At 67.4% G+C, this 15756-nt stretch carries 16 protein-coding genes; 10 read left to right on the top strand and 6 right to left on the bottom strand.

All coding sequences use genetic code 11. The annotated features are described in order from the left end of the window. Positions 1-98 precede the first annotated feature (98 nt). Positions 99-713, top strand: a complete 615-nt coding sequence (locus AB4089_RS03595; RefSeq protein ID WP_441407917.1) for a GNAT family N-acetyltransferase — start codon at positions 99-101, stop codon at positions 711-713. A gap of 15 nt (positions 714-728) precedes the next feature. Here the strand turns inward: AB4089_RS03595 and AB4089_RS03600 are convergent, their stop codons facing one another. Continuing rightward, positions 729-1232 carry a hypothetical protein gene (locus AB4089_RS03600; protein ID WP_441407918.1) on the bottom strand — a complete coding sequence of 168 codons (504 nt, stop codon included), beginning with the start codon at positions 1230-1232 and terminating at the stop codon, positions 729-731. A 177-nt stretch (positions 1233-1409) separates the two neighbouring features. Between AB4089_RS03600 and AB4089_RS03605 the strand changes: the two genes are divergently transcribed. Continuing rightward, the gene (locus tag AB4089_RS03605; RefSeq protein WP_441407919.1) at positions 1410-3083 is read left to right on the top strand and encodes a phosphodiester glycosidase family protein; all 1674 of its coding nucleotides are present in this window, start codon (positions 1410-1412) and stop codon (positions 3081-3083) included. Between the two features lie 25 nt (positions 3084-3108). Here AB4089_RS03605 and AB4089_RS03610 read toward each other — a convergent pair whose 3' ends face one another. After that, positions 3109-3801 carry a glycosyl hydrolase gene (locus AB4089_RS03610; protein ID WP_441407945.1) on the bottom strand — a complete coding sequence of 231 codons (693 nt, stop codon included), beginning with the start codon at positions 3799-3801 and terminating at the stop codon, positions 3109-3111. A 454-nt stretch (positions 3802-4255) separates the two neighbouring features. On the opposite strand from AB4089_RS03610, the gene AB4089_RS03615 reads away from it, so the two are divergent. The 5 genes from AB4089_RS03615 to AB4089_RS03635 all read left to right on the top strand — a co-directional run bounded on the left by AB4089_RS03615 (position 4256) and on the right by AB4089_RS03635 (position 8185). Beyond that, a complete protein-coding gene (locus AB4089_RS03615; RefSeq protein WP_441407920.1) occupies positions 4256-4639 on the top strand; it encodes a hypothetical protein in 384 nt (127 codons plus the stop codon). A 25-nt stretch (positions 4640-4664) separates the two neighbouring features. Then, positions 4665-5135, top strand: coding sequence for a GatB/YqeY domain-containing protein (locus AB4089_RS03620; protein WP_441407921.1), 471 nt, complete (start codon positions 4665-4667; stop codon positions 5133-5135). Further along, positions 5132-6724 carry an ABC-F family ATP-binding cassette domain-containing protein gene (locus AB4089_RS03625; protein ID WP_441407922.1) on the top strand — a complete coding sequence of 531 codons (1593 nt, stop codon included), beginning with the start codon at positions 5132-5134 and terminating at the stop codon, positions 6722-6724. The genes AB4089_RS03620 and AB4089_RS03625 overlap by 4 nt, the downstream gene beginning before the upstream one ends. A gap of 164 nt (positions 6725-6888) precedes the next feature. Then, complete coding sequence (locus tag AB4089_RS03630; protein ID WP_441407923.1) at positions 6889-7719, top strand: hypothetical protein; 831 nt, start codon at positions 6889-6891, stop codon at positions 7717-7719. Positions 7720-7861: 142 nt separating this feature from the next. Further along, positions 7862-8185, top strand: coding sequence for a hypothetical protein (locus AB4089_RS03635; RefSeq protein ID WP_441407924.1), 324 nt, complete (start codon positions 7862-7864; stop codon positions 8183-8185). Between the two features lie 38 nt (positions 8186-8223). Here the strand turns inward: AB4089_RS03635 and corA are convergent, their stop codons facing one another. Both corA and AB4089_RS03645 read right to left on the bottom strand, forming a co-directional pair. Beyond that, positions 8224-9219 (bottom strand): magnesium/cobalt transporter CorA, encoded by a 996-nt coding sequence (corA, locus tag AB4089_RS03640; protein WP_441407925.1) that lies wholly within the window; start codon positions 9217-9219, stop codon positions 8224-8226. A gap of 7 nt (positions 9220-9226) precedes the next feature. Next, the gene (locus tag AB4089_RS03645; protein ID WP_441407926.1) at positions 9227-9766 is read right to left on the bottom strand and encodes an Lrp/AsnC family transcriptional regulator; all 540 of its coding nucleotides are present in this window, start codon (positions 9764-9766) and stop codon (positions 9227-9229) included. Between the two features lie 176 nt (positions 9767-9942). Here AB4089_RS03645 and AB4089_RS03650 point away from each other — a divergent pair, with 176 nt between their 5' ends. Beyond that, positions 9943-11184 (top strand): MFS transporter, encoded by a 1242-nt coding sequence (locus AB4089_RS03650; RefSeq protein WP_441407927.1) that lies wholly within the window; start codon positions 9943-9945, stop codon positions 11182-11184. An 18-nt stretch (positions 11185-11202) separates the two neighbouring features. Here AB4089_RS03650 and AB4089_RS03655 read toward each other — a convergent pair whose 3' ends face one another. Beyond that, a complete protein-coding gene (locus tag AB4089_RS03655; protein ID WP_229995409.1) occupies positions 11203-11700 on the bottom strand; it encodes an Lrp/AsnC family transcriptional regulator in 498 nt (165 codons plus the stop codon). Positions 11701-11833: 133 nt separating this feature from the next. Between AB4089_RS03655 and AB4089_RS03660 the strand changes: the two genes are divergently transcribed. Next, complete coding sequence (locus tag AB4089_RS03660) at positions 11834-12997, top strand: trans-sulfuration enzyme family protein (protein WP_441407928.1); 1164 nt, start codon at positions 11834-11836, stop codon at positions 12995-12997. A 49-nt stretch (positions 12998-13046) separates the two neighbouring features. Here the strand turns inward: AB4089_RS03660 and AB4089_RS03665 are convergent, their stop codons facing one another. After that, positions 13047-14420, bottom strand: a complete 1374-nt coding sequence (locus tag AB4089_RS03665; RefSeq protein ID WP_441407929.1) for an MFS transporter — start codon at positions 14418-14420, stop codon at positions 13047-13049. A gap of 90 nt (positions 14421-14510) precedes the next feature. Here AB4089_RS03665 and AB4089_RS03670 point away from each other — a divergent pair, with 90 nt between their 5' ends. Continuing rightward, positions 14511-15518, top strand: a complete 1008-nt coding sequence (locus AB4089_RS03670) for a LysR family transcriptional regulator (RefSeq protein ID WP_441407930.1) — start codon at positions 14511-14513, stop codon at positions 15516-15518. The last annotated feature ends 238 nt before the right edge of the window (positions 15519-15756 follow it).

The raw sequence follows: 15756 nt of genomic DNA on the forward strand, positions 1-15756 counted from the left end.
CGAATACGACCCCGGTGCTCCCACCTGACCGCCGGGGTCCTCCTGCATGCTCCTGGCGACGCCATGGTGCATGATTTACCCGTAGGAAGAGGAGCAACATGACAACCACGGCGATCAGGCGCCCGACGGCGTCGAACGTCAACCTGCACGTGGGTGCACCTGGGCCCGCCGTCGCCACCGAAACGGCAGCCCTCTTGAACGAATCCCTCGGCTCTGGATTCGTCCGGGTAAGTGACCTGGCGGAGCTCACGGCGGGCCGCGGCGGAGTCCTCGTCCGGGCCCGAAACCGGCCCGGCCAACTGCTTGGCGCAGCCACGGCCCGCGTCCTGGGCCGGGAAAGCGTCGATGCGCTGCGCGACCGGCTCAGCCGTGCCGGCATCGAGGCTGGCTGGGACGGGCACCGGGTTGGTGAACTGAAATCCATTGTCGTCGCTCCGACAGCACGCGGCATGGGCCTCGGCACGGACATGCTCGCGGCCAGCATCGACTTCCTGAAGGCCTCCGGCTGCCGCTATGTAGTGTCCGCGTCATGGGTTTCAGCCGATCCGGAGCAATCTTCCCTGAGGATGTTGGAACGGGCCGGATTCGCCCGGATGGCAACCATTCCTGCCTTCTGGGCGGACGACCAGGACGCGGCCGGTTACCTGTGCCCCGAATGCGGCGCCCAATGCGCCTGCGCGGCCACCGTCCTGGTCCTCAAGTTCGATGCCTGACAGGGCTGGGAGCGGCTAGGGCTCTTCCTTGGCAAGGCCCTTGGTCCGGGCTGGCGTCGGCCGCCCAAGGCGCTCATCGAGAGTGACCCGCAGCCGTGCGGCGGCGACCTGAACCCGGTGCTGCGAGACGATTGTGGGGTTGGAATCTCGTGCGGGGACGTGCCGGGGCTCCTCAGCCCCGTTCACGGACTTCCACGCGATGTCCAGGAGTTCGAGCTCCTCGTTCCGGGCCAACTCGCTGCGGGCGAGCACTCCCAGCGCTGCCAGCCCGAGGGCCTTAATGTCCTGGTCCTCATCCAGAGCGCGGTCCAATGCCCATTGTGTCCTTTTCCACCACTCGGCGCGGTCGTCCGCAACGGCCTTCTGGCGGAGTGTCCGCCAGGCCATGAACGCTCCGACGGCCGCCGCTATGAGGACCGCCACCGGGGCAAGAGCAGCAACGATCTGCCACCACTCGGCTGGACTTGAGTGGACGAGGACATCAACCGGGACCGGAGCGGGGGCAGGCGTTGGCGGCATGCCACCAGCCTAAGCCGGGGCCCGGACAACGGCAGGCGACGAGGCGGATGCGGCGTGCTGTCTGTGCTCGCAGTCGACCACGGCGGTGGTGAACGGGCCGCCAAGGTTCGGCCAACAGGTGGCCAACCGCGGATGGAATGGGCGGATTACGCCTGCCCGCTTGTCTACGGTGGACGCATGAAAGCCTCACCAAAGCACCGCAGCGCCCTGACCGCCGCCCTGATTCTCGCGGGCTGTTTTGCCTTCCTCAGCCCCGTGGGACCTACCCTGGCGGACGACGGCCAGAGTGCAGACACCCGGGCCAATCAGGGCCCACACCTCGACCTTGGCGCCGCTGATCTGCCGGAAGGCCGGACAGTGACGACGCTCGCGCCGGGCGTCACCCTGACAAGGATCAGCCGCGGCGCAGCGGACTCTTCACTCTTCTGGACAGCCGAAGTGGCCATCCCCTCCGATTCACCGGATCCTGACGCGCCTGCCTCGGCACTCTCCAGCCAGGCCACCGCGGAGCGCGTCGCCGAGAAACTCAAGGCGAACGGAGTCGACGCCCGCATCGAACATGTCCAGTCGCCGCAGCTGGCCGACGCCGGCGGCGACCTCGGGTACCGGGTCCGCGCCGCTCACCTCGCCACGAAGGCCGACGGCGACGCGCTTGTCGCGCGGATCAAGGCGGCCGGGCTAGCCTCCTCCGTGATCTATACCGGCTGGGACGGGGACGTGGGCACAAGCGCGAAGGACCGCGGGCCGTGGAAGCTTGAGGTCATCACCATCGATCAGGAGAAATACCATGGCCAGCTGTCCGCCACATTCGGCCCGGATCTGGAGAAGCGGGAGACCACAAGCGAGCTGGCTCGGGACGCGCGCGCCATCGCTGCGGTTAACGCAGGCTACTTCGTCTTCGACCCGGCGGCTGGCGCCGAGGGTGACCCGGCCGGAGTAGGTGTCTATGGCGGCCAGACCCTCAGTGAACCCATCGCAGACCGACCGGCCCTGGTCATTGACGGCAACAAGAACAGCACCAGCATCAAGCGGCTGACCTGGGTCGGTTCCGTCTCCTCCGCGTCCGGTGAGGCGACCTTGGACGGCATTGACCGTGTCCCGGGCCTGATCCGCAATTGCGGCGGAGCCAACGACCTGCCCACCCCGCTCGCACTCCACGACGTCACCTGCACCAATGCCAACGAGCTCGTGACGTTCACCCCCGAATTCGGACCCTCCACCCCGGCTGGTCCGGGCCTGGAAGTGGCGGTGGACAGCCACAACATCGTCACTTCCGTCGCCGAGCCGCGCGGCATGGCCGTGCCTGCCGGTGGTCACACCGTCCAGGCCACCGGGACCGACACCGCACGGCTCCGCGCACTGGCCCCGTTGGGCGCCACGCTGAAAATCGGCACCGGCCTGCTTGGCCAGGACGGAAAGACTCTCCGGACAGACAAGTCCACCAGCGTGGTCAATGGTGGTCCGCTGCTGGTCAAGGACGGTCAGGAACATGTCACTGCCAAGCGTGACGGCATGGTCCACCCCGACGACGGGAACAGCTTCTACTACGGCTGGGTCCACAAACGGAACCCGCGGACTTTCGCCGGCACTGATGCCCAAGGGAAAACCCTGCTGGTGACCGCTGACGGCCGCTCTACCGCCTCACTGGGTCTGAGCCTGAAGGAAGAGGCCGACGTCGCCTCGTCACTTGGCATGGTTCAAGCGATCAACCTCGACGGCGGCGGTTCAACAACGGCCGTTGCCGGAGGAACGGTCCTGAACACCCCTTCTGGCGGCGCGGAGCGAGCCGTCGGTGACGCCCTCCTCGTGCTTCCCACCCGTAAGGATGAGCAGGACAACCCGGGCAAGTAGATGTCACTTCCTGGGCTAGGAAACGTCAAAGTGAGGCGTAAAGCCTCCCGATTGATGTCAGTTGGCCGTTCGTTTTGAAGAGAGCGGACGGGCCCATGGCGGGGTCTGAGGGTTCCCGGGATTTCCACGCAAACCGTTCGACGAAGGGCATGAGGCGCATGCCGGCGACCGCAGCCTGCATGAAATAGCCGACCTCCCGGGTGGTGTACCTGGACGGGCGTGCCGGGGATGCCGACCAGTCGGCCACGGCAAATTCGGTCACCCAGACCGGCCGTCCATACCTGTAATGCAAATACCAGACCTTCGCGAGGAAGCTCTCCGGGTTCGGCGACGTGTAGGAATGCATTGTCATGAAGTCGACGCGGAGGTTCGCCTGCCTCGCCCGGGCCATGAACTGATCCAGCCACGGGCTCCTGACGCCGACTGTGACTGGGGATCCCAGCCGCAGCCCCGTGGACTGAAGGTGGGGCCACAGCCGGACGGCCTCATCGACAGACATGTTGGCCTGGCCTGCGTGGTCCGGCTCGTTGAATGCGAGCAGGTGTTTGGTCCTTGTCGCGGGAAGTTGTCTTGCCACGTCGCCAAGGGCGTCCTTGTGGAGCAACGCATTGGCGCTCCAGACCATCGGGACGAAAGCCGGGCTGGTAGTGACCGTATACGCGGATCCCCAGGAGTAGTACCAGCTGGCGTTCAGACTTCGGATCTGTCTCAGTGCCAGCGCATCGTCGCCGCCGTGGGCTGCGCCCTTTAGCGCCCGGGCTGAGGATAAAACCGCGCGGGTAGTGGAAGGTGCGAACGGGGCCGGGGCCGGTCCCGAGGCTGCGAAACTCGCCCCGGCCGCGGCCGGGGCAGCCAAAACAGCAGTGAGAAATGTCCGGCGATCCATGGGGGTTCCCTCTTTCGGAGCGAAGGGCCGACGCGATTCCTCAACCGAACGTGACGAGGGTCACGCTACGCCTTTCCTTGGGTATTTGGAACAGCCCAAGGGCACTGTGGCACCGGCCTTTCGGGTACGAAGCGGGAGGGGTTTCATGAGATCGTGAGTACATGCGTGATCGGCGCCGTGGCCGCGCCGACGCAGCAATCTGGGTGGCGAGAACCAGGATGGCTAAGCCGGCGAATCCGCAGCTGACATCGAGTACAGACATCCAGTGCAGACAGGGCCACTATCCATGAAGACCACCGCGATCGCGCTTGGCGTGCTGACGCTACTACTGACTGCCTCTTGCTCTACCTCGCCGGATCCTGCCTCCCCGAACCCCGAGCCGGCCGCCGGGACCCCGTCCGCCGGCCTGTCGGCGTCGCTTCCCACACCGAACCCGGCCCAGAAGGAAGCGCTTCTGGCCGCGCTCGCCAGGATCAACTCCCGGCTGCAAAGCGACCAGGCAGTCGACAAGGCCCGCAACCTGTGCGGCCGCCTCTTGGGAATGTCGCCGGCCGAACAGCTCATCGCCGCTGCAAAGTCGGAGTTCAGCGGCGGGGACGTCCCGGCGGTTTCGGACGAGGACGCCCAGCGGATAATCTCGGCGATCGGTGCCAACGGGTTCTGCCGCTAGCCTTGTTAGTAACACGAGGAGAACTATGACCACCCTGAAAGAACGCCTGCACGCCGACGTCGTGAGCCACATGAAGGACCGCAACAAGGTAGCCCTCACCACTGTGCGCAACGTCCTGGGCGAGATCGAAACCCGCGAGAAGTCCGGCAAGACGCCTATCGTGCTGGACGACGCGCAGGTGACGGCCCTTCTGCAAAAGGAAGCCGCGAAGCGCCGCGACACGGCCCGCATCTACACCGAAGCCGGTGAAGACGAGCGTGCCGCCGCCGAAATCGCCGAGGCAGAGGTGATCGAGGCCTACCTGCCCAAGCCGCTCACTGCAGCCGAGGTCGAGTCGATCGTGGACGAGACAATCGCGGCCCTGAAGGCCGACGGCGTCGAGCTTTCCATGCGTCAGCTGGGGGCAGTGATGAAGCCCGTCACCGCCACGGTGGCCGGACGTTTTGACGGCAAGGCCGTCAGCGAAATCGTCCGCAACCGGCTCGCGCAGCAGTGAGCCTGATCCGGCTCCACGACGTCGCTGTCCGTTTCGAGAACACACAGATCCTCCGCGAGGCGTTCTTCCGCCTCGAGGCCGGGGACCGGGTCGGCCTGATCGGCAAGAACGGCTCCGGGAAAACCTCCATCCTCAAGCTCATCCTGGACCAAGTCTCCCCGGATTCCGGAACGGTCACCGTGGAGCAGGGGACCAGGGTGGGGTACTTCTCCCAGTTTTCCGAGCTGGACGGCGAGGCGACCATCCTCGAGGTCCTTGACGGCCTTTTCGTCGAGATCAAAGCTGCCGAGACCGAGCTGGCGGCCATCGACGCCGCCATTGCGGCAGACCCCGCCGAAGCAGAGCTGGACCGGCTGATCAGCCGCCAGGCCGAGCTGTTCGAGGACATGGACCGTCTCGACGGATGGGACTACAAGCGGCGGATCGACACTGTCCTGACCACACTGGGGTTCAGCGAGGCTCACCGCGCCTGCGCGATTGACGAACTCTCCGGCGGGTGGCGCAACCGCGCCGCCCTGGCCAAGATCCTTTTGGAGGGTCCGGACGTCTTGCTGCTGGATGAACCCACCAACTACCTCGACGTCGCCGGCGTCGAATGGCTGGAGAGCTGGTTCCGCGACTTCCGTGGGGCCGCGATCGTGGTCTCGCACGACCGGAAGTTCCTCGATGCCGTGGTCACCCGGATCATCGAGGTGGAGAACTTCCATCTGCACGAATACCCGGGGAACTTCGCCGAGTACGTTGTCCAGAAGCAGTTCCGGCTCAAGACGCTCGAGGCGCAGTTCGTCCATGAGTCCGAGCTCCTGGCCTTTGAAGCGGAGGGCATCGCCGACCGCCGCGAGGCTGCCAAGGCCGCCAGCCGCGGTCTGGGGACCCAGCTGGCGAAAATCAAGAAAGCCCGCACGCCCCGGCCCGTAGACCAGATCGTCACCGAGATTTATGGCGGCCTGCACGTGAAGGATATTCTCTGCCGGGTCGAAGGGCTGGGAAAGTCCTTTGGCGAGAAGGTGTTGTTTGAGGACCTGAGCTTTGAGATCCGCCGTGGCAACAGGATTGTGGTCCTGGGCTCCAACGGCAGCGGCAAGTCCACGCTGCTCAAAGTGCTGACCGGCGAGGAACCGGCGGATTCCGGCGATGTGGTCTGGGCCAAGGGGCCGGGTTTTGTCTCGTACAACAAGATGCTGGAGGAGCTCGACGACGCCGACACCGTCTCGCACGCGGTCAACGCACTGCCGGACAGCTTGGCGTTCAGCGCCACGAAGAAGTCCGTCAACAGGTTCCTCGCGATGTTCCAGTTCTCCGAGGCGGACCTCAAGCAAAAGATCGGGAACCTCTCCGGCGGTCAGAAAGCACGCGTCGCCATGGCGCAGTGCCTGCTGTCCGGGGCCTCGGTGCTGCTCCTGGACGAGCCCACCAACCACCTGGACATGTCCAGCACACAGGTGATGGAAAGGGCACTGCTTCACTTCCCCGGGGCAGTCCTCGTGGTCAGCCACGACCGGTTCTTCACCGAGAAAATCGCCAACCGGCAGCTGGTCTTCGGCAGCGACGGTGCGGAAGCCGGCGAGGTGGATGTCCGCGCCGCTTAAATCAACGTGCAAGTGAACGCAGGCTCAGCGTTTGCTCAGTATTTGCTCAGGATGCGGCGGAAGCGGCCGAAGGGCCGCACATGGGGGATTTCGGGCGGTAATGTGGCGCTGGCTGCCGATGGGGGACGGCAGCGGTCTCTCTACCGTTTTGAAAGGAATCCCTCATGGCAGGAATCATCGGATGGCTCAGCGCGCTGGGCACCACAGGCAAGGCCGTAGTAGTGGCCTCAGTCGTTGTCACCGGCGGCGCCGGCGCGACGGCTGCCGCAGCGACCAGCAATCTCCCGCCTGAACCGACGTCGACCACGACGTCGACCGGCACCGCGACCTCTGAGCCGGGGGACCCGGCCGAGTCGGGGACGCCGGGAGCGGACGGCCGGGAATCCAGCGACCAGGAATCGGCCGAGCCCGGTGACCCGGCTGAGTCGGAGACTCCGGGAGCGGACGGCCGGGAATCCAGCGACGAGGAATCGGCCGAGCCCGGTGATCCGGCTGAGTCGGGGACGCCGGGAGCGGACGGCCGGGAATCCAGCGACGAGGAATCCGCCGAGCCGGGAGATCCGGCTGAGTCGGATGACCAAGGCGCCGATGATCAGGGCGCGGATGATCAGGGCTCGAAAGAACAGGGACCCGCGGCCCAGGCTCCTGCCCCGACGGCTCCGAAGTCTCCAGCCGCACCGGCACCTGAGGCTCCCGCCCCGGCGGCTCCGGAGTCTCCAGCCGCACCGGCACCTGAGGCTCCCGCCCCGGCGGCCCCGGTGGCTTCCGAAGATGACGCGGCCGACGCGCCTGAAACCGATGGGTCCCATGCCTCGAACGGCAACAGCGGATGGGCACACCAGAACGCCGCAGAGCACCGTGCCGCCGGGCAGGCCAACGCCTCCCAACACCGCGCCGGCGTTGAGGACCACGGAGGCGAACGCGCCGGCAAGTCCAACGGGGCCGGCAAGTCCAACGGCCACGGTGACTCGGGCGAGCACCGCCACGACGACTAGCCCGAACGGTACTGAAGCGGCGGCCCGGACCWTTGGTCCGGGCCGCCGTCGTCGTTCCGTCGTCGATGCGTTGGCGAAAAGTGTTGCTCACATCGGATCGGTCTCAGCGGCGCGACGATCCGGTCCGCGAGATAATAAAAACATGACCAACAAGGAGCAGGACCGCGACCCGTGGGAGGAGTTCGACCAGCTCAAACCCGCTGGCCCGGACCGGGTTGCCGGCTACCCCGGCGGGGAACCGCAGGGCTTCGGCTTCCGGACCGGTGTCCGCAGCGCCAGGGTTGCCCTCGGATTTGCTGTCTACTCCCTCGCGCTGGGAAGCCTCCTGGTCTTGACCGGCGCCATCGTCTTCATCGAAAGCGGCAAGTGGCTGCTGCTGGGACTCATGGTGCTGATCGAGGTCGTTTTTATCCTCGCGTTCCGGCGGCTCATGGTCCAGGTCCGGGACCGCCGGGCGTCCAGCTAAAGCCAGCGCGTCCAGCTAAGGCCGGCGCATTCAGCCAGCTAGAGCCAGCCCTTGCGCTTGAAGATGGCGTACATGAGCCCCGCCGTGGCGGCCATGAGTCCGATCGCCATTGGGTAGCCCAGTGACCAGTGCAGTTCGGGCATGTTGTCGAAGTTCATCCCGTACAGGCCGGCCACGAAAGTCGGCGCGAAGAAGATCGCGGCCCAGGACGAGATCTTCTTGACCTGTTCGTTTTGTTCCGCGCTGGCCTCGTTCTGGCGGTTGGCGGTCAGGGTTCCATCGAGCGTGAGCGCATTCTGCAGCAAATCACGGAACGAATCGGCACGCGAGATCAGCCGCTCCACGTGGTCCTCGACGTCGCGCAGGCTGTGCTGCAGTTCCGAATCCACGCGGTACTTTTCGAAGCCCCGCCGGAGCTGCTGCATCATTGCCGGCAGCGGGTGGATGGCGCGCTGGAAATGGATGACTTCCCGGGCGAGTTCGTAGATCCGCCGCGAGACCAGCGGGTCGCCGCTGAAGAGCTGGTCCTCGATCTCGTCGATGTCGTTTTCCAGCCCGGCCACCACGGGTCCGTAGTCATCCACCACTTGGTCCATGAGGGCGTACAGGACGGCCTCGGGCCCGTGGCGCAGCAGGTCGGGTCGGCTCTCCATCCGCCGCCGGACCTGGCCCACCACTTTCGTCTCTGCATGCCGGACGGTCACCACGAAGTTCCGGCCCGTGAACACGTGCAGTTCGCCGAATTCCACCGTCTCGGTCTCGTCCAGGTACCTGGCGGGCCGGAGCACCGTGAACAGGTTGTCGTCGTAGCGTTCCAGCTTGGGCCGCTGGTGGGCAGAAATTGCATCCTCCACCGCCAGCCCATGCAGGTTGAATTCGGCCGCGACAGCCGCCATTTCGTCGGGCGTGGGCCGGTAGAGACCGATCCAGGCCATGCCCCCGCGCTCGGTGAGGGTCTCGAAAGTCTGCTCGAGGTTCCGCGGTTCGGCGCTGCGGATTCCGTCAACGTAGACGGCGTTGTCGATGATAGTCACCGGGACATTATCCTTCGTTCACCTGGTGTTCAGCGGAACCGGCCCGGCGCGGGGCGGACCGGCCCGGGGCCAGCGCGTTGCCCTGGGCGAGCCGGCTGATCAGCGGCTCGGTTCGGTAGGGGATATGGGTGTGCAGCGCCAGCACAGTCTCGGTGCGGATGACTCCCTTGATCCGGAGGATGGAGCGGAGGGCCGCCTGGAGGTTGTGGGTGTCCGTCGCCACCACGCGGCACCAGACGTCGCCTCGCCCGGAGATCTCATGGACTTCCAGGACCTGGGCGATCAGCCGCAGGGCCCCTACGACGCCGTCGAGCTCGCGGTGGTTGACCTCGATCGTCACGAACGCGACGACGTCGTACCCCACCGCCTCCAGGTCGATCTCGCGGCCGCCGTCGTGCAGCAACCCCGAGCGCAGCATGCGCCGCACGCGCGACTGGGCGGTGTTCCGTGCAATGCCCAGGACATCGCTGAGCTCGCCGATCTGGATCCGCGGATCCCGGATCAGTTCCAGCAGGATTTTCAGGTCGGTAGGGTCCAGACTGTTCAAATCATCACTCCGGTTCACTTCGRCAGTCCGAGAATGACTGTTTTGCTCAATTTTGGCACGAAACTTGGCCGTGAAGATCATTGATGCCGCATTCTGTAGGTACCAATCTTCGATCGGGCCGGGCGGTTCCCCCACAACAGGGAAAGCCCGGCCCTGCACTTTGCAAGGGCACGGACATGACAGTCTTCAGTGAACTCCGCATGCGCCCGGCCACGGCTGACCGCTGGGGTTGGGACGCTTCCACCACCGCACGGCTCGTGATGGCCGGAGTAGTGATCTTCACGCTGCTCGTCGGCGCGAACCTGGCGACGCCGCTCTACCCCCTGCTACAGGCAAAGCTCGGGATCACGGCGCTCGACGTCACGGTGGCGTTCTCCGCCTACGTCCTTGCTCTGGTGGCCACCCTGGTCCTTGCCGGTCACTGGTCCGACCACATCGGACGCCGCGCCGCCCTTGTCCTGGCCGTCCTGGTGGGTCTGGCCGGCGGCTTTGTCTTCGCCACCGCGGGCAGCCTCGTGGCGCTCTGCGCCGGCCGCGCGCTGCAGGGTGTGGCGGTGGCGCTCGCCACGGGCGCCAGCTCGGCTGCCCTGCGCGAGCTCCTGCCCAGCCGGCCCGAGTGGGCGTCCCGGTTCACGCTCCTGGCCTCGGCCGGGGGAGTTGCTGCGGGCCCCGCGATCGGCGGCATGCTCTCGCTCCTGCCGGGCCCGACGTCGACGCCGTACTACGTGCACTCCCTCGTCCTCGCCGCCGTTCTGGTGCCCCTCTACCTGCTCAAGGCGCGGCCCGCCATCAGCCTGCATGCCGGCCCCCAGCCGCTCCGCGTCCTGGCGCCGCGGCGGCCGTCGGTCTCCAGCGACGCGCGGGGGGCCTTCTGGCTGGCCTCCTCGGTGGGCTTCCTGAGCTTCACGGTCTTCGGCTTCTGCCTCTCGCTCGCACCCGGCTATTTCGCCCAGATCGTGCACGCCGACTCGCGGCCGCTGATCGGCCTGCTGGCAGGGCTGACTTTGGGCTCTTCAGCCCTGAGCCAGCTGCTGGCCATCCGGGGACGTTATGCCGTCCCCGCCGGCCTGGCCGTCCTGGGCTTTTCCGTCCTGCTGATCGCCGGAGCCGCCGCCTGGAGCAGCCCGTGGCTGCTCATCCTGGCCAGCATCACGGCCGGCGTGGGGCAGGGGGTGGCCTTCCGGACCGTGTTCAACGACGTCGCAGGCAAGGTGGAGGCCGCCCGGCATGCCCAGATCATCAGCACCGTCTACGTCATCACCTACCTCGGCAGCGCCTTGCCGGTGATCGGGCTGGGGCTCGCGGCCGGGGCAGTGGGACTGCAAAGCGCCGTCGCCGGTTTTGTCACGGTGTGCGCTGCCGCCGCGCTGGCACTGGCCGCCATCACCCTGCGGACGTCGCTGCGCCGGCAGGCCTAAGTGCGCCGTTGCCCGCTGTTACGGCAGCGGGCCGTGGTTGCCCTGGATGTGGTCGAAAACCAGCGTGGTCTCGGTGTGGCCCACCACTGGGTCCGTGGCCAGGTTGTCCAGCACCCAGTCCCGCAGGTCCTCGGTGGTGGCCACGGCGATGTGCAGCAGGTAGTCCACTGACCCGGACGTGTGGAACGTCGAGAGCACTGCCGGGAGCTTGGGCACCCGGGCCGTGAAGCGGTCGATCTGCTCGCGGTCGTGGGCCCGGAGCCGGACAGCAATGAGCGCCTGGACTGAGCGCCCGATCGCGGACAGGCTCAGATTGGCCTCGAAGCCCTCGATGATTCCACGCTCGGACAGGGCACGGGTGCGCATCAGCGCGGTCGACGGCGCGATCCCCACGAGCTCTGCCAGCTGCTTGTTCGAGATGCGGGCGTCCGCGACGAGGGCAGCGAGCAGGCGCTCGTCGATCGCGTCCAGCGGTTCGCTGGCTCCCGGCCGAACATTCTTCGCACTGCTGCTCACGGATCCTCCTTGTTGGGTTGTCCGTTCATCATAAACGGCACAATCCGACAGTTCCATTCAGAACCTCTACAAAAGCTCGAATTATTGCCAGATACTTGCGGAATTCAATGGCGAATATTCGTAAGGAGTTAGGGTGCTTTCACAAGATTCACTGGCGGTCCACGCAGGCCGGAACGGGCTCACGGAACTGGGCGTGCACGCGGTGCCCATCGATCTGTCCACGACGGCGCCGCTGCCGTCCGTGCACGACGGCGGCCTGGCCTACGAGCACATGGCCACCGGCGGGTCGCATGCCGAAGGCCAAAGCACCGTCTACCAGCGGCTGTGGAACCCCACCGTGGCACGCTTCGAAGAAGGCGTTGCCGTCCTCGAAGGCACGCCCGAGTCGGTCGCCTTTGCCACCGGCATGGCGGCACTCAGCGCCGTGCTCCTCGCTGTGGTTGCGGCGGGCAAGAAACATGTTGTCGCCGTGCGGCCCCTTTACGGCGGCAGCGACTACCTGCTCGCCTCCGGGGTCCTGGGCAACGAGGTCACCTTCACGACGCCGGAGGGCGTCCGTGGTGCGCTGCGTCCGGACACCGGCCTGGTGATCCTGGAGACGCCGGCCAACCCGACCCTCGAGCTCGTGGACATGGCCCGGGTGGCCGCCGACGCGGACGGGGTGCCGCTCCTGGTGGACAACACGTTCGCCAGCCCGGTGCTGCAGCAGCCGTTCAAGCATGGTGCGGCCATGGTGCTGCACAGCGCCACGAAGTTCCTGGGCGGCCACGGCGACGCGATGGGCGGCGTGGTGGCGGCAGGCTCTGAATGGGCGGTGCGCCTGCGCCAGGTCCGGGCCGTGACCGGCGGAATCCTGACCCCGTGGCCTGCCTACCTGCTGCACCGCGGCCTGGCGACGCTCCCTGTCCGGGTCCGCGCCCAGCAGGCCGGCGCCGAAAAGGTCGCGGTGGCCCTGGCCGGGCACGGGCTCGTGAAGCGGGTCTACTACCCGGGACTGGCTGAATGCGATCCGCAGGGCCTGGTCGGCACGCAGATGTCCGGGCCGGGATCACTCATGGCCTTCGAGCTCGCCAGCGCCGAGCACGCCGAGCGGATCCCGGCCGCCGTCGGCATGATCACGCACGCCGTCTCGCTCGGCGGGATCGACACCCTGATCCAGCACCCGGCCGGCCTGACCCACAGGCCGGTCGAGGCCGCGGCGAAGCCGCACGCCAGCCTGTTGCGGATTTCGGTGGGGTTGGAGGACCCGGCCGACATCGTCGCGGATCTCGTGCAGGCGATCGAGTCGACCCGGTAGCCGGGATTGGACGCCTAGCCGGACCCGGCGCCGAGCCGGACGCGGCAGTCTAAGCGGATACCGCCGCGTTGCCTGATGCCGCCTTGCCGGTCTTGCCGGTTCCTGCCGCCTTGCCGCCGGCGGGAGCGGCAGGTCCGGCTGCGGGCGCCGAGGCGGGATGCGCGACGGCGGTGATTGCCGCCGTCGCGCATGCCAGTCCGATGACCGTCAGGGCGAGGGCCGTCCAGCCGAGCCCCTGGAAGATCAGGCCGCCGGCCCAGCCGAGCACGCTGGAGCCGAGGTAGTAGGCAAGGTTGTACAGCGAGGCGGCCTGCGCGCGGCCTGTCGTGGCGATCACGCCGGTCCAGCCCGAGCCGATGCTGTGGGCCGCGAAGAAGCCGGCGGTGAACAGTAGCAGTCCGACGAGGATCAGGGCCAGAAGCTGCGTGAGCGTCAGGGCCAGGCCGGCCGCCATCAGCGCGGTGCCGGCGATCAGGACGGTGCGCCGGCCGAACCGCGAGGTCAGCCCGGCTGCCCAGCGCGCCGAGACGGTTCCGGAGAGGTAGGCCAGGAAGATCAGGCTGATCGCGGTGGCCGGCAGGCTGAATGGTTCCCCGGACAGCCGGAAACCGAGGTAGTTGTAGACAGCCACGAAACCGCCCATGAGCAGGAACGCCTGGGTGTAGAGAGCCAGCAGCCGCGGATTGCGGGCATGCCCGGCCAGGGTGGCCATGGCACCGCGGAAGCCGGCCGCAGCCGCGGCGGTGAATCCCTGTGCCCGCGGGACGAGGACGAGGAACAGGACAGCCGCGCCGGTGGCCAGGACGGAGACGGCCAGGGCGGCGGCCCGCCATCCCCACAGTTCGCCGACAGGCCCGGCGACCAGCCGGCCGGCCAGGCCGCCCAAGGTGGTCCCGGCGACGTAGCTCCCGGCGGCGAGCGCGGCGTGGGCCCTGTTGACCTCTTCGTTGAGGTAGGCGATCGCGATGGCGGGGATCCCGCCAAGGGCCATTCCCTCCAGCATCCGCAGGCACAGCAGCACGGGGAAGCTGGGGGCCAGGGGGACCAGCAGGCCCAGAGCAGTGGCTGCCGAGATGCCCCACATCATCGCCCGGACGCGGCCGATCCGGTCGGCCAGGAAGGACCACGGGAGAACGGTCAGCGCCAGCCCCACCGTCGCCAGGGAGATCGTCAGAGCGGCCTCCGCTGCCGAGATCTCCAAGTCCGTCGCCAGGAGGGGCAGCACCGCCTGGGTGGAGTAGAGCTGGGCGAAGGTCGCGACGCCGGCAAAGGCAAGCCCGGCGAGAATCCGGCGGTAGGCCGCGGAACCCTTCGGATGCCCTGCCCACGCAGCAGCGCCAGCCGCATGACCAGCTGCAGGAGCGGCCGCGAGATTGGCCGCGGGACTGGGACCGGCACTGGAGCGTGCGGAAAAGCGTGGCATACCCTCAGGCTAGAACCTGTCCAAGGGATGCTTCCAATGCATCATTTCCATAGAATAGATAGCAAATATGGAACGATGCGCGGAGGCCGCATGGACGTCGAACACAAGCAGCTCGTGCAGCTGCTGCCCCTCCTGCCGCTGCTGGCAGAACTCGGGCGGACGGAGCACATCACTGAGACCGCCGAGCTCCTGGGTGTGCCGCAGTCGACGGTGAGCCGTGCCGTTGCGCGTGCCAGCGCCATTGTGGGGACGGAGCTGTTGGTCCGGGACGGCCGCGGCGTGCGGTTGACGCCGGCGGCGAAGGCCCTCCTGCCCCACATAGACGCCGCCCTGGGCGAATTCCAGACAGGTCTCGATCTTGTCCGGCACGAGTCCGAAGTGGTCCGCGGCCGGATTGCCGTGGCCTTCCAGCACACCTTCGGCGAGGCGATGCTGCCGCTGCTCATCAGCGCGTTCCGGAGCCGGCACCCGCAGACGGCCTTTGACCTCAGCCAGGGCGCACGGGACGGCTGCCTGGCGGAACTGGCCGCGGGTTCAGCGGACCTGGCCCTGACTGCGCCCGTTGCCACGCCAAGCAGGACCATCAGTTCGGCCGCGCTGTACCGGGAACCGCTGCGCCTGGTGGTTCACCACCGTCATCCCCTGGCCGGCCGCCGCCGGGTCCGGGTTGCCGAGATCCGGCAGGAGCCGTTCGTGGCGATGGGGTCCGGCTATGGCATGCGCTCGCTGACCGATGCGTTGTTCCGGGAGGCCGGATTCCGCCCCCGCATTGCCTTCGAGAGCCAGGACTCGCACACCGTCCGTGGACTTGTCTCGGCCGGGCTCGGCGTCAGCATACTGCCGCCGGGAGGCTCCGCACCGGGGCGGCAGGACCCGTCGCCCGGGACCGGAGCCGACGACGGCGGGCCGGGGTGGGTGGAGATTGCCCTGGATTCGGCCCTGGCTTTCCGTGAGATCGGCCTGGCGTGGCGGGAGCCGGTCTCGCGGAATGCCAGGGCCGATGCCGAGCCCGATTCCGTGCGCCTGTTCCGCGAACTCGTGCTGCGCGACGGGCCGGCGCTCCTGGCAGGCTTCGTGAGGGAACGCTCGGGAGGCTGAGCCGGGCCGACGTGCGCCGGGGCCGCCCAAGCCCCTGAGGCCGCCCAGGCCCCTGAGATCGCCGGAAGCGTGCGAAATCGCCGTAAGACCGGAATGAATCAAGCTGTTTGTGACAGCGGGTTGGTTTTGTGGTTGATGCCGGCGTGGGCCGGGGCGGCTGGTGCGGTGGGTTTGTTCCGGTAGCGGTGAGGGTGCCGGGCGTGGCAGGCGTTGAGGGTTGCCTGGCGGCGTTGGCGTG

Source organism: Arthrobacter sp. 2MCAF15 (assembly GCF_052115605.1).
Classification (GTDB): Bacteria; Actinomycetota; Actinomycetes; order Actinomycetales; family Micrococcaceae; genus Arthrobacter.